The organism is Brevibacterium antiquum (genome assembly GCF_016107655.1).
GTDB classification, from domain to species: Bacteria; Actinomycetota; Actinomycetes; order Actinomycetales; family Brevibacteriaceae; genus Brevibacterium; species Brevibacterium antiquum.
On record NZ_JABASX010000007.1, the window covers coordinates 232,902 to 245,052 of the forward strand.

The 12,151-nt window shown below is 62.9% G+C and carries 13 protein-coding genes; 7 read left to right on the plus strand and 6 right to left on the minus strand.

Going from position 1 to position 12,151, the window contains the following annotated elements; translation table 11 throughout:
• From JFC13_RS13480 to JFC13_RS13490, 3 genes are all read right to left on the minus strand, one after another.
• On the minus strand, positions 1-894 hold the full coding sequence (locus JFC13_RS13480) for an oxidoreductase (RefSeq protein ID WP_198397584.1): 894 nt from the start codon (positions 892-894) through the stop codon (positions 1-3).
• A 95-nt stretch (positions 895-989) separates the two neighbouring features.
• Positions 990-1,607 (minus strand): DUF4166 domain-containing protein, encoded by a 618-nt coding sequence (locus tag JFC13_RS13485; RefSeq protein ID WP_198397585.1) that lies wholly within the window; start codon positions 1,605-1,607, stop codon positions 990-992.
• A gap of 40 nt (positions 1,608-1,647) precedes the next feature.
• A complete protein-coding gene (locus JFC13_RS13490; RefSeq protein WP_198397586.1) occupies positions 1,648-2,301 on the minus strand; it encodes a histidine phosphatase family protein in 654 nt (217 codons plus the stop codon).
• Between the two features lie 223 nt (positions 2,302-2,524).
• On the opposite strand from JFC13_RS13490, the gene JFC13_RS13495 reads away from it, so the two are divergent.
• The 3 genes from JFC13_RS13495 (at position 2,525) to JFC13_RS13505 (ending at position 5,888) form a co-directional block, all read left to right on the plus strand.
• The gene (locus JFC13_RS13495) at positions 2,525-3,457 is read left to right on the plus strand and encodes a CoA transferase subunit A (protein WP_232488598.1); all 933 of its coding nucleotides are present in this window, start codon (positions 2,525-2,527) and stop codon (positions 3,455-3,457) included.
• Positions 3,454-4,266, plus strand: a complete 813-nt coding sequence (locus tag JFC13_RS13500; protein WP_198397587.1) for a CoA-transferase subunit beta — start codon at positions 3,454-3,456, stop codon at positions 4,264-4,266. The genes JFC13_RS13495 and JFC13_RS13500 overlap by 4 nt, the downstream gene beginning before the upstream one ends.
• A gap of 413 nt (positions 4,267-4,679) precedes the next feature.
• Entirely contained in the window at positions 4,680-5,888 is a 1,209-nt protein-coding gene (locus JFC13_RS13505; RefSeq protein WP_198397588.1) for an NAD(P)-dependent malic enzyme, read from the plus strand.
• Between the two features lie 84 nt (positions 5,889-5,972).
• On the opposite strand, the gene JFC13_RS13510 is transcribed toward JFC13_RS13505, so the two are convergent.
• The 3 genes from JFC13_RS13510 to JFC13_RS13520 form a co-directional block, all read right to left on the minus strand.
• On the minus strand, positions 5,973-6,395 hold the full coding sequence (locus tag JFC13_RS13510; protein ID WP_198397589.1) for an organic hydroperoxide resistance protein: 423 nt from the start codon (positions 6,393-6,395) through the stop codon (positions 5,973-5,975).
• 51 nt (positions 6,396-6,446) lie between these two features.
• Positions 6,447-7,535 (minus strand): SPFH domain-containing protein, encoded by a 1,089-nt coding sequence (locus JFC13_RS13515; protein ID WP_198397590.1) that lies wholly within the window; start codon positions 7,533-7,535, stop codon positions 6,447-6,449.
• A gap of 131 nt (positions 7,536-7,666) precedes the next feature.
• A complete protein-coding gene (locus JFC13_RS13520; RefSeq protein WP_198397591.1) occupies positions 7,667-8,281 on the minus strand; it encodes a TetR/AcrR family transcriptional regulator in 615 nt (204 codons plus the stop codon).
• Positions 8,282-8,466: 185 nt separating this feature from the next.
• On the opposite strand from JFC13_RS13520, the gene JFC13_RS13525 reads away from it, so the two are divergent.
• The 4 genes from JFC13_RS13525 (at position 8,467) to nagB (ending at position 12,120) form a co-directional block, all read left to right on the plus strand.
• Positions 8,467-9,354: a CoA transferase gene (locus JFC13_RS13525; RefSeq protein WP_198397592.1), complete on the plus strand. Its 888-nt coding sequence runs from the start codon at positions 8,467-8,469 to the stop codon at positions 9,352-9,354.
• Positions 9,355-9,392: 38 nt separating this feature from the next.
• A complete protein-coding gene (locus tag JFC13_RS13530) occupies positions 9,393-10,547 on the plus strand; it encodes an acyl-CoA dehydrogenase family protein (RefSeq protein ID WP_198397593.1) in 1,155 nt (384 codons plus the stop codon).
• Between the two features lie 93 nt (positions 10,548-10,640).
• Entirely contained in the window at positions 10,641-11,324 is a 684-nt protein-coding gene (locus tag JFC13_RS13535) for a FadR/GntR family transcriptional regulator (protein ID WP_198397594.1), read from the plus strand.
• Positions 11,325-11,337: 13 nt separating this feature from the next.
• Positions 11,338-12,120, plus strand: a complete 783-nt coding sequence (nagB, locus tag JFC13_RS13540; protein ID WP_198397595.1) for a glucosamine-6-phosphate deaminase — start codon at positions 11,338-11,340, stop codon at positions 12,118-12,120.
• Positions 12,121-12,151 lie beyond the last annotated feature (31 nt).

Consider the following 12,151-nt stretch of genomic DNA (forward strand, 5'->3'; position numbering starts at 1 on the left):
TCAGTCCGTAGCAAGCCCGAAGCTGATGCCAGTGAGCTCCTCAGAGGCCTCCCATAGCCGGCAGGCGGCAGCAAGGTCACTGGCCTTCGAAGACCGTCCCACCAAGGTCGGGGAGCCGCGCAGCTCCCCGCGGCCGTCCGGACCGACGTAACTGGCACCGGGTAGGTCGTGAGTCGCGGCAAACAGTGTGGGCAGTGCCCCGTGTTCGCTGGTTTGGGCGAAGAGGCGTCCTGCGAGATTGGCAGCGGCAACGAGAGCTCTGTGCTGGCCTTGGGTCCCCAAGCTTGTCGCCGAGTAGCCGGGGTGCGCAGCCAAGGAGACAACGCGAGAGCCCGCCCGATGCAGGCGGCGTTCGAGTTCGAGAGTGAACAGCAGGTTCGCCAGCTTGGATTGGCCATATGACTCCGCGAAGCCGTACCTGCGATTGCGCAGGCCCAGATCGTCGAAATGGATATCGCCGGCCTTGTGCGCCCCCGACGCTACGGTCACCACCCGGTCGGTGATGCGCGGCAGGAGGAGATTCGTCAGTGCGAAGTGACCCAGATGGTTGGTGCCGAACTGCAGGTCGAATCCATCCTTGGTCTGAGCACCTCGGTGACCGGCGACTCCTGCATTGTTGATCAGAATGTCGAGTGGAGCGCTCCACCACTGTGCGAACGCTCTGATGGAGGACAGATCGGCGAGATCGAGTTCTCGGACTTCGGTGCTTCTGCCCATGGTGCGTGCGACATTCTCGCCACGCTGCGTATCACGGACGGCCAGAACAACGTGGGCTCCCGCGTGTGAGAGCGCGGTTGCGGTGGCGGCTCCGACACCCCTGTTGGCTCCGGTGATGACCACCGTGCGACCATCCATTGCGGGCATGTTCGCTGCGGTCCATCGATACTTCGCCATGGCCCGAGGTTACGCAATGGAGTTCGAGCGAACAAGGCCGTGCCGAGCATCTCCTCTGCGGCGATGAGGGCTTGCTGCAGGGTTCGTCTCCGAGGTCACGCCTCCTCCTCTATTCGATAGGTGAATGACCCGTGGTACTCATACACTCGGCCCAGGGCAGGGACATCAACTGTGAGACTGACCTTCTGGAGTGCCACCTCGGCGTCGAAGCGCTCGCTCAGGGAGATCACCGGACGAATGACCATCGGAACAGGCAGGCGGACAGGACCCAACCGCACAGCTACGGCCCGGCTCTTCAGGCTCAACCCGCCATCGACTGCCGCGACGTCGAAGTCGGCCTCTACGAGGGCCGGTTCGCCCAGCACATCGACGACTCGGCCCGACTCAGACAGTGACACCGCGTCGACCATCGTCCATGTTCCCGATTCCAGTTCCAGGGTGCGGGCCGCGGTCTGATGGCCGGCAACTGTTCGGTTCTCGATCCGAAACGGGACCTGACGGTGCATCCCGGGCACAATCACATGCCGTCGCGCCAACCACGCAAGGAGCGGTCGCAGCCACCACCGTTCGGTGCCGAAGCGTTCGAAGACGCCTTCGCCGATGCCGACAGAGTCTGCGGGAATTGCTGCAAAGTAGCTTTGGAGCACCGGGTGCAGCTGAGTCACTCGGGAGCCGAGAGCCCGTTCATACGGTGATCTCGTACCAGGCCTCATGCCTGCGAGTATATGCGTCGGTCAGTGCAGACCGAACCGGTTATCTGTAGGTGACCTGGGCCGGTGACAAGTGTCCGTGGTCGTTGAAGGAGATCAGGCTGGTCCCGCGGGCGCCGGTGATGATCTTCGTGACGCCGGAGTTGATCGTCACTCGGTTGAGCGTGAGCCACTGGTCGAATCCTGCGCCCAGCAGCCTCGCCGCGGTCCAGGCAATAGCACCTGAACTCGAGACGACGACCGTGCTTTCGCCGGACTTCATTCTCGTGCACACATCATCGAGTGCGCGGTCCACGCGGTTGGTGAAGGCCGTAAACGTTTCGGTGTAGTCGGCGTCGTGTGCGCCGGCGGCCCACCTGGCGCATGCCTGTTCGAGGACGCGCTGGAAGATCGTGGAATCGGTGGAGGCACGTGGGTCGCTCTCGGATAGCGCATTGACGAGCTCGCTGGCGTCGAACTCGTTCCACCCGGCATCGACTTCGCCCTTGGGTTCGGTGCGCAGGCCGGTCAGGACGCCCGCCGCAGTCTGGCGCTGGCGCAGCATCTCACCATGGACGATTCGTGTGGGCTGAACTTCCTGGGAAGACAGATGTTCGCCGGTGATGCGGGCTTGCTCGTGTCCCAGCGTGGACAGCCGGTCGTAGTCGTCGGTGCCGAATGACGCCTGTCCGTGCCGGACCAGATACACAACGCTCATGGTTCTCCTCATCTCGACCGTCCGTCTTTGGAGCCGGTCGCGCAAATGCTGGTCGAGTCTGAGTCTACGGTGCCGATGTGACCTAAGCGATCGTTCGGTCGAGAAAACCGCGTGCCTGACCAAGTACCGATGACTTATGCTCAATCTGTATCAATATCCAGTCCAATCTGCATTGGACTGGTATATATGAGTTTGACAGGATGATCGAGGTCACAGTCAGTCGATGCTCGAGGAGGACGCGATGGACAAGACGATGAGCCTGTCAGAGGCGATCCGCACCCATCTCAACGATGGCGATACTGTCGCGCTGGAGGGCTTCGGCCACCTCGTGCCGGTCGCAGCTGCACACGAGATCATCCGTCAGCAGTTCTCGAATCTCACCCTGGCGCGCATGTCGTGTGATGTCATCGTCGACCAGCTCCTCGGCGCGAACTGCCTCACAGGACTGATCGCTGCCTTCGTGGCTAACAGCTCGGCAGGCTCCCTCTACGAACTTCGACGGAGAGTGGAGCATTCGGATCCGGATCCGCTGTGGTTCGACGAATACAGCCACGGCGGAATGGTGGCAAGGTATCAGGCGGGTGCCTCGAAGCTCCCGTTCCAGCCGATCGCCTCCTATCGCGGCAGTGATCTCGCCCAGAAGAACCCTCGCATCAAATCCGTTCCCGATCCCTATGGTGGATCACCGATCTACGTCGTCCCCGCACTCAACCCGGATCTCACAGTCATCCACGCTCAACGTGCCGACGCTGCCGGCAATGTGCAGGCCTGGGGCATGCTCGGGATCCAGACCGAGGCCGCCTTCGCTGGTCGCCGACTCATCGTCACGGTCGAGGAGATCGTCGACGAGTCCATCATCCGATCCGACCCGAACCGCACCATCGTCCCGTCCCACGTCGTTGACGCTGTCGTTGAAGTTCCACGCGGCGCACATCCGCACGCCGTGCAGGGATACTACGACCGCGACGACGCGTTCTCCCGAGACTGGTCGGCTCTGGCCCGTGACGCCGAGGCGGTCAAGCAGTGGCTGCAGACCAATATCCATGACACCGCAGATCATGAGGAATTCCTGGCATTGCTCGGAGCCGACCACTTCGACAAATTGGGCATTCGTGACGCCTATTCGAGACCCGTCAACTATGGAGGTCGGGAATGACCGCTGGCACACCTGAACACACCGACACGAAGAATGTTGGTGAGGACATCACGAGCAGTGAACTGCTCACCATCCATTCGGCCCGGGCCCTCGCCGGGCGCCGAGTCGTCTTCGCCGGACACGGACTGCCGACGCTGGCAACCGCACTGGCTCAGCGCACCGTGGCGCCGGAGATCGAGATCGTCTACGAGTCGGGAGTCACCGGGGCCAGGCCACCGGACCTGCCGCGCACCATCTCCGACTCTGTGCTGGTACCGGGAGCCGCCTCGGTGATTCCGATGACGCATCTGTTCAACTACGTTCTGCAGGGACAGCGCATCGATGTCGGATTCCTCGGTGCAGCGCAGGTCGACCGTTACGGCAGCCTCAACTCGACTCTGATTGGTGATGACTGGGAGCACCCTGACAGCAGGCTTCCCGGTTCCGGGGGAGCGATCGAGGCCATGGCCGGGGCGGCCGAGATCTTCCTCGTCATGCGTCGGCACACCCCGCGCACATTCGTCGAGACTCTCGACTTCGTCACCTCGCCCAGCCCCCACCGAGCCGCGCAGTCCGAGGTCGGCACCATGCCCGCCGGTGCAGGAGTCACGCACGTGATCACCGACCTGGGAATCATGACTCGATTCGCCCGGGACGAGGAGCTCACGCTGAGCGCGGTGCACCCAGGAGTCGACCCCGCCGAGGTTGTCCGCCAGACCGGATGGGACCTGCAGGTCGCGACTGACCTCGAGACGACTCAAGCGCCTACGCCAGAAGAGTTGGCGGTGCTCAGGGACGATCTCGACCCCTCTCGCCTCTATCTGCGCTGAGTCGGGGTCGCCCTCAATATCGGAGGCGACACAGCTACCCGCAGCGGTGGTCAAACTGCGGTCAAAGGTCTGATGAACATGCCGCTGGAATGAGGGGAAACCTCGGCGGAGGTGACGATTTCGGGTGACCTGGCGACGGTGTTGGACTATGCTGGCCAAGTTGCCGGAAGCGACCCACAAGGTCGAAGCTCGCCCTTGTGCGTGCCGCTTCTGCACTGCGCATGGTCGCCGATTCCTTCACAAAGGGGTCAGAGCACGCATCATCGCAGACGTCACCGCACTAACCTTCGCGTGGCCTTCAGTCCTGACCGAGCGCTGTCTCGAGCACCATACGGTGCACGAACAGTGATCGACGAAATTCGATGACAGCACTGGTTTTCCGCCGGCCGTCACACGACCTTAAGGGATCAACTATGACGACTACGACCGAAACTGCCGCACAGTCGGCACAGACCTCTGCTCCTGCCATCACAGATGGGGAGATCTTCGCCGCACACGAAGGCGGAAAACTCTCCGCCGAGCTCACCCGCCCGCTCGAGAGCCAGCGCGATCTCTCGATCGCCTACACACCCGGCGTGGCCAAGGTCTGCACCGCGATCAGGGACGAGCCGGAGCTGGCTCGCACCCACACCTGGACCGGCCGCCTCGTCGCCGTCATCTCCGACGGCTCGGCCGTGCTGGGGCTCGGCGACATCGGGCCAAAGGCCTCGCTGCCCGTCATGGAGGGCAAGTGCGCACTGTTCAAGCGCTTCTCCGGGCTCGACGCGATTCCGATCGTCCTCGACACGAACGACACTGACGAGATCGTGGAGACCATCGTCCGCATGGCTCCCACCTTCGGCGCCATCAACCTCGAGGACATCTCCGCACCTCGCTGCTTCGAGATCGAGGACCGCGTCAAGGCCGCCCTCGACATGCCCGTCATGCATGATGACCAACACGGTACGGCCGTTGTCGTCCTTGCCGCGCTGACAAACGCATTGCGCGTGGTGGACAAGCCATTCGAGTCACTGCGCGTCGTCGTCTCCGGCGCAGGCGCTGCAGGTGTGGCCGTGGTGAAGATTCTGCGTGATGCCGGAGTCGGCGACGTCGTCGTCCTCGACTCCAAAGGAATCGTGGAATCAGGTCGTGGCGACCTCACCGAGACCAAGCAGGCGCTTGCCGCCGAGACGAACCCGCGGGCGATCTCCGGTGGGATCGATGCCGCACTTGACGGTGCGGATGCGTTCATCGGAGTCTCCGGTGGCACCATCGACGAGGCGCACCTGTCGCAGATGGCTGACGATGCGATCATCTTCGCCCTGTCCAACCCGAACCCGGAGGTTCTGCCGGATATCGCCGCGAAGTACGCCACAGTGGTGGCCACGGGTCGCAGTGACTTCCCGAACCAGATCAACAACGTCCTGGCCTTCCCCGGAATCTTCCGTGGTGCCCTGGACGTGGGAGCCACCGACATCACCGATGCGATGAAGCTCGCCGCTGCTCGTGCCATTGCGGATCTGGTCGGCGACGACCTGCGACCGGACTACATCGTGCCCGGTGCGATGGACGAGCGGGTCGCTCCAGCCGTCGCTGCTGCGGTTGAAGCTGCAGCCGATGCTGACGGGGTGACGCGGAGCTGAACCACAAGAGGGGACCGGACGCATGATCGCGTCCGGTCCCCGATTCGTGTCTGGGCTTATCGCCCATGGCGTGTGGCTTGGCAGTCAGTCGTCGGTGACGGTGATGGTGACCTCGATGTTGTCGCGGGTTGCGTTGGAGTACGGGCACACCTCGTGGGCCTTGTTGGCCAGGGCCTCGGCCTCGGCCGTATCGAGGTGGGGGAGCGTGACCTCGAGCGTCACCGCCAGCTGGAAGCGACCACCATCGTTCTTGCCGAGGCTCACCTGTGCTCCGACGGCGGAATCGTCGGCGTTTGCCTGGGACTTACCGGCCACGAGGCGCAGAGCCGAGTGGAAGCAGGCGGCATAGCCGACAGCAAAGAGCTGTTCGGGATTGGTCCCTTCGCCGGACCCACCCATCTCAGAGGGGGTGGCAAGGTCGACGTCGACCTTGCCATCGCTGGTGCGGCCACGTCCGTCGCGTCCTTCTCCGGTGGCAAGTGCTTCTGCGGTGTAGAGAGTGTTCATCGTTCTTCTTTCCGTTGGTGATCGATTTCGCGATGGGTGGTGTGGGAAGATTCAGGAACCGTCGGTCGTCGAGCCCTCGTTGTCTGTGTTGTGCCTGACGGCGTCGACTGCACGCTTCATCGCCGACTTCGTATCGGCGCGTGCGCTCTGCGCCGCTTTCGACACAGACTGCTGCTGAGACTGGGGCCCGGTGGCTCCGTGCAGCCCCGTGGTGTTCTTCGCATCCTCGGATGCGTTGGCCGCGAAGAGAGTGTTCCTGATCTCCTGCGTCATCTCGCCCAGGCCGCCGGGATTCGAGGGCATGAACAGCACATTCGAGCGGCCCTCTTGGGCCACGTTCTGCATGGTGTCGAAGTACTGGGTCATCATGAGCAGCTGCTCGGCGGTCTTGTCGATGCCCACTTCCTGCAGCTTCGCGTACTGTTCGGCGATGCCTTCGGCAATAGCCTTGCGCTGAGCGGCCACGCCCACACCGTGCAGGCGCATCGCCTCGGATTCGGCCTGAGCCTGGGTGACTCGCTTGATCTTGTCGGCCTCGGCCAGGGACTGCGCGGCGACCTTATCGCGCTGTGCGGCGTTGATCGAGTTCATGGAGTCGCGCACCTTCGAGTCCGGGGTGATGTCCGTGACCAGGGTGCTCACGATCTTGAACCCGTAGCGGCGCATCGATTCCGAAAGGCGACGTTCGACGTTTTCGGCGATATCGTCCTTCGATTCGAAGGCTGTGTCCAGGGTCAGTCCCGACAGGGCGGAGCGCACGGTGTCGAAGACATAGGATCTGATCTGTTCCTCGGAGTTCGCCAGCTTGTAGTACGCGTCGGTGACGTTGTCTTCTTCCACGACGTACTGTACGGCCACGGGAACGGTGACGAAGACATTGTCACTCGTCTTCGACTCGATATTGACCTCAAGCTGCTGAACTCGCAGCGATATCGGCTTGCTGGTGGTTTCGACGAGCGGCATCTTGAAGTTCAGGCCCGGCTTCGCGACCTTCTTGAACTTGCCGAATCGCTCGACGATGATGTTCTCCTGCGTCTTGACCGTGAAGAACAAGCTGGTCCTCAGCTTGCCGAACAGCAGTACGGCGAGGATGAGGACGATGACAACAATAACGACGACGCTACCGGTGAGGATTTCCATGATTGCTCCGAGCCTATGTAGGTGCGATGGTCTTACAACATCTGTTGCTGACCCACTCTAGTCGTGACCGGACCCGAGACGCGAGGACTGATCGATCTGAAGGCGGCCGGACAGCCGGCGACAGGAGCCTCCTACTGTGCGGTCTTGATCTCCACACGCAGTTCCGGATGGATGGCTGGCTGTTCCTCCTCAGGGAAGGAATCGATGACCTGATCGACGAGCGGCTGCAGGAAGAGCCTGCCGAGCTGGCGGACCATGGCCGTGACAACCTGTTCGACACGGTCGCGGCTGGACGAGGCCTGCCCGGCATTGCGCATGGCCTCGACGCTTTCCATGGTCAGGGAGGCCAGGCGCGAGATGAGCATCCCGTCGGTGGGCAGCTCCAGAACCTGTCGTCGCAGGTAGTCGACAACAAGCGGATTGCCCGCGAGCATCTGTGCCACGGTCTCGTCACGGACGGTGACGTCGGCGACCGTGTCGGCCGATTGGGAATCGGCGCGATCGAGGGCGGACGCGAAGAGTCCGACGATCCAGCTCTCGACCGCCTCCCTGGTCCCCTCCTTCGACCCGAAGTAGTGGCCGATGAGTCCGATGGCGACGCCCGCCTCGGTGGCGATGGTGCGCAGCGGAGTGCCCGCGAAACCCTTGACCGCGAACTGGTGCAAGGCAGCGTTGCGAATCCGGGCACGACTTGTCAGGTCGTCGCGGCCGGCGGCTTGAAAGCCGGTGTCGTCGGTCTCCGCCATGGCACTCCTCACGGTGTGATCTGTGGTCATCGTCTCTCGTGGACAGTCTGTCCTGGATAATCCTCGCATCCAAACGATTGAACAATCTTTCAATAGCTTATACAGTCATTCAATATTGGGAAAGCACTTCTTGGGTTCAAAGACATTTCGCAAGGTCAGCAGCAGAGTCAACGGGAGGACCATCAATGAGCGAGCACGATCTTCTGGCCGGGGTCACGGTCATCAATCTCGCGATCAATCTGCCGGGGCCCTACGCGGCCGCACGGCTGTCAAGCCTCGGGGCGCGGGTGATCAAGGTCGAACCCCCGACGGGCGACCCGGTCGCACAGGTCGTCCCCGAGTACTACAGGGAGCTCACCGCCGGCCACGAGATCCTCACGCTCAACCTCAAGGATGACGAAGGAATCGCCCGAATCCGCGAACTCGCAGCGGAAGCCGATGTGCTCATCACCGCCATGCGGCCACGAGCGGCACGGGCGCTCGGACTGCCCTCCATCGTCGAGCGCTACGGACTCGTCCACGTCGAAATCGTCGGATTCGCAGGGGAGCGGGAGGACGTCCCCGGCCACGACCTCACCTATCAGGCCGCCCACGGAACCCTCATTCCCGGAATGACCCCGACGATTCCCGTCGCGGACATCGTCGGCGGCGAGAGCGCAGCGACTGCAGCGCTGGCCGGACTGCACCACCGCGACTCGCAGACCGACGGGAAGAAGACCAGCATCGTCAACCGCGTCGTGCTCGACGAAGCCGCAGCCCGAGCCGCGGGACCAGCCCGGCATGGTCTCAGCTCGCCAGGTGGCCCACTGGGTGGGGGATCACCGTTCTACCGGACCTATGACACAGCTGATGGGACTATTGCTGTCGGCTGCGTCGAACCCGTCTTCGCCAAAGCCTTGGCTCAGCACGTCGGCAACGATCACGTGAGCCTCGAAGCGGCCTTCGCCACGAAGCCCACGAGCCAGTGGATGGAGCTGGCACGAGCCCACGACCTTCCCCTCGAACCGGTCACTGCGGTCTCGACCGGCACAGCCTCGACCGGCACGGCTTCGCCCGTCACACCCGGCGCCTGAATCACACAAAGAGAAACAGACTTCAAAGGAGAACACCCATGATCCTCGACGGATACCGCGGTACCTGGGAGACGCAGGAAACCGATGACCTGCGCGAACTCGTGCGCAATTTCATGAACAAAGAGATCGTGCCCAACCAGGACACCTTCATCGACAACCACCAGGTCGACCGTGAGCTGTGGAACCGGGCCGGAGATGCCGGACTGCTGTGCATCTCCATCCCCGAAGAATACGGCGGAGGCGGCGGCACCTTCGCCCATGAGGCGATCATCCTCCAGGAACAGGGATTCGCCGGCGATGCGGCCTGGGGCAACAGCGTCCACTCCACGATCATCGCCCACTACATCAACACCTTCGGCACAGAGGAACAGAAGCAGCGGTGGCTGCCCGGCATGGCGACCGGCGAACTGGTCGCCGCGATCGCCATGACCGAACCCGGCACCGGATCTGACCTGCAGAGTGTGAAGACGAAAGCCGTGCGCGACGGCGACGAGTACGTCATCAACGGCTCGAAGACCTTTATCTCCAATGGCACGCACTGCGACATCCTCGTCATCGTCGCCCGGACGAGTGAGGAACCCGGCGCCAAAGGTGTCTCCCTCATCGTCGCCGAGGTTGCCGACCTGCCCGGCTTCTCCCGCGGACGCGTCCTGGACAAGGTCGGCCAACGCGGCCAAGACACTCGCGAACTCTTCTTCGAGGACATGCGCGTGCCCGTCGGCAACGTCCTCGGCGGAGTCGAAGGTCGCGGATTCATCCAGCTCATGCAGCAGCTGCCCCAGGAGCGCATGGCGATCGCCGTGGCGGGAGCGACGACTGCCGAGGCTGCAGTGCGCGAAGCGGTGGCTTATGCGAAGGAACGTGAGGCTTTCGGGCAGCCGATCATGAAGTTCCAGAACACCAAGTTCGTCCTCGCCGAGTGTGCCACTGAGGCGTTCTCCACCAGGACCTTCGTCGACCACCTCACTCAGTTGCACATCGACGGGAAGCTCACGACCGAACAGGCCTCCGCCGGCAAGTACTGGGCGACGGATGCCCAGACCAATGTCATCGACCGCTGCCTGCAGATCTTCGGCGGCTATGGTTACATGATGGAATACCCGATCGCGCGCATGTACGCCGATGCCCGTGTGCAGAAGATCTACGGCGGCACGAACGAGATCATGAAGGAGCTCATCTCCCGCGGCCTCTGAGCTGGCTCGGCGGCGTGGTTCCTTCATTGGAAGTACATCTGATGTCAGACGTATGATGGAGGTCCGGTGCTGATCGATCTGTGGAGGGCGAGGATGGCGAAGACAACGACATCTGACCGGATCAAGGATCTCATTCTCTCCGATGGACTCAGGCCTGGCGATCTCCTGCCCACCGAAGGGGACCTGTGCGACCGCCTCGGCGTCTCCCGGTCGAATGTCAGGGAAGCCATCCGCAAACTGTCCACGCTCGACATCGTCGACGTCCGGCACGGGCACGGAACCTACGTCGGCGAGATGTCTCTCGACGCGCTCGTCGAGGCACTGGTCTTCCGCGGAGTGCTCAGCCCCGGCGATGACCTGCGAGCACTGCGGGACGTCGTCGAAGTCCGCCAGGCCCTCGACTTCGGAATGTCTGAGGCGATAGTGAGAAGTCTGCAGGGCACAACGAACCCTGAGCTCTCAGCGCTTGTCGACGACATGGTCGCCATGGCCAAGGACGGGCGATCGTTTCCCCAGCAGGACCGGGCCTTCCACACGGGGCTGCTGTCGGCCTTGGACAATTCGCTCGTCGGCCAACTCGTCGCCGCTTTCTGGGACGTGCACACGGCAGTGCTTCCCCGGCTCAACGTCGCCGTGGCCGCCGATCTGGAACAGACCGCAAAAGCGCACGGGGAGATGCTCGAGGCGGCTCAGGCCGGAGATGCCGAAGCCTTCCACGCCGCGATCACAGTCCACTATGATCCGATTGCCCGAGCCCTCGACCGCGACGTCGATTGAGAGAAGAGAACTGATGGAAGTCATCATCGCCCCTGAACGCGAGCTGTCCACGCTCGTCGCCGACGCCATCGAGGCCCTCGTGCGCGAGGAGCCCTCACCCGTGCTGGGTCTGGCTACCGGGTCGAGCCCGCTCAGCGTCTACGATGAGTTGGCACGGCGTCACGAACGGGACGGACTCTCATTCGCCGAGGTGCGCGGCTTCATGCTCGACGAATATGTGGGACTGCCGGCCTCGCATCCGCAGCGCTACCGCAACGTCATTGACAACGAATTCGTCTCCCGCGTGGACTTCGCGAAGGGCGCGGTGCAGGGCCCGGATGGGACGGCTGAAGACCTCAGCGCCGCCTCGGCGGAGTATGACCGTGCCATCGCCGAGGCTGGGGGAGTCGACCTGCAGATCCTCGGTATCGGCGCCGACGGTCACCTCGCCTTCAACGAACCCGGATCTTCCCTGTCCTCACGGACGCGGGTCAAAACCTTGGCACGGCAGACGCGGATCGACAATGCTCGCTTCTTCGACGACGATGTCGACGCAGTCCCACAGCACTGTCTGACCCAGGGCCTGGGGACGATTCTCGAAGCCCGGCACCTCATGCTCATCGCCACCGGCGGTCATAAGGCAGAGGCCGTGCACCAGATGGTCGAAGGTCCGGTCTCATCGATGTGGCCGGCCACGGTGCTGCAGATGCATCCTCATGTCACGATTCTCGTCGACGACGAGGCCGCCTCACGGTTGCAGTTGGGTGACTATTACCGACATATCTATGCGTGCAAACTCGACGGACAGAGGCTCTGAGGTCAGAGCTCGCAGCCAGCGAGACCGGCAG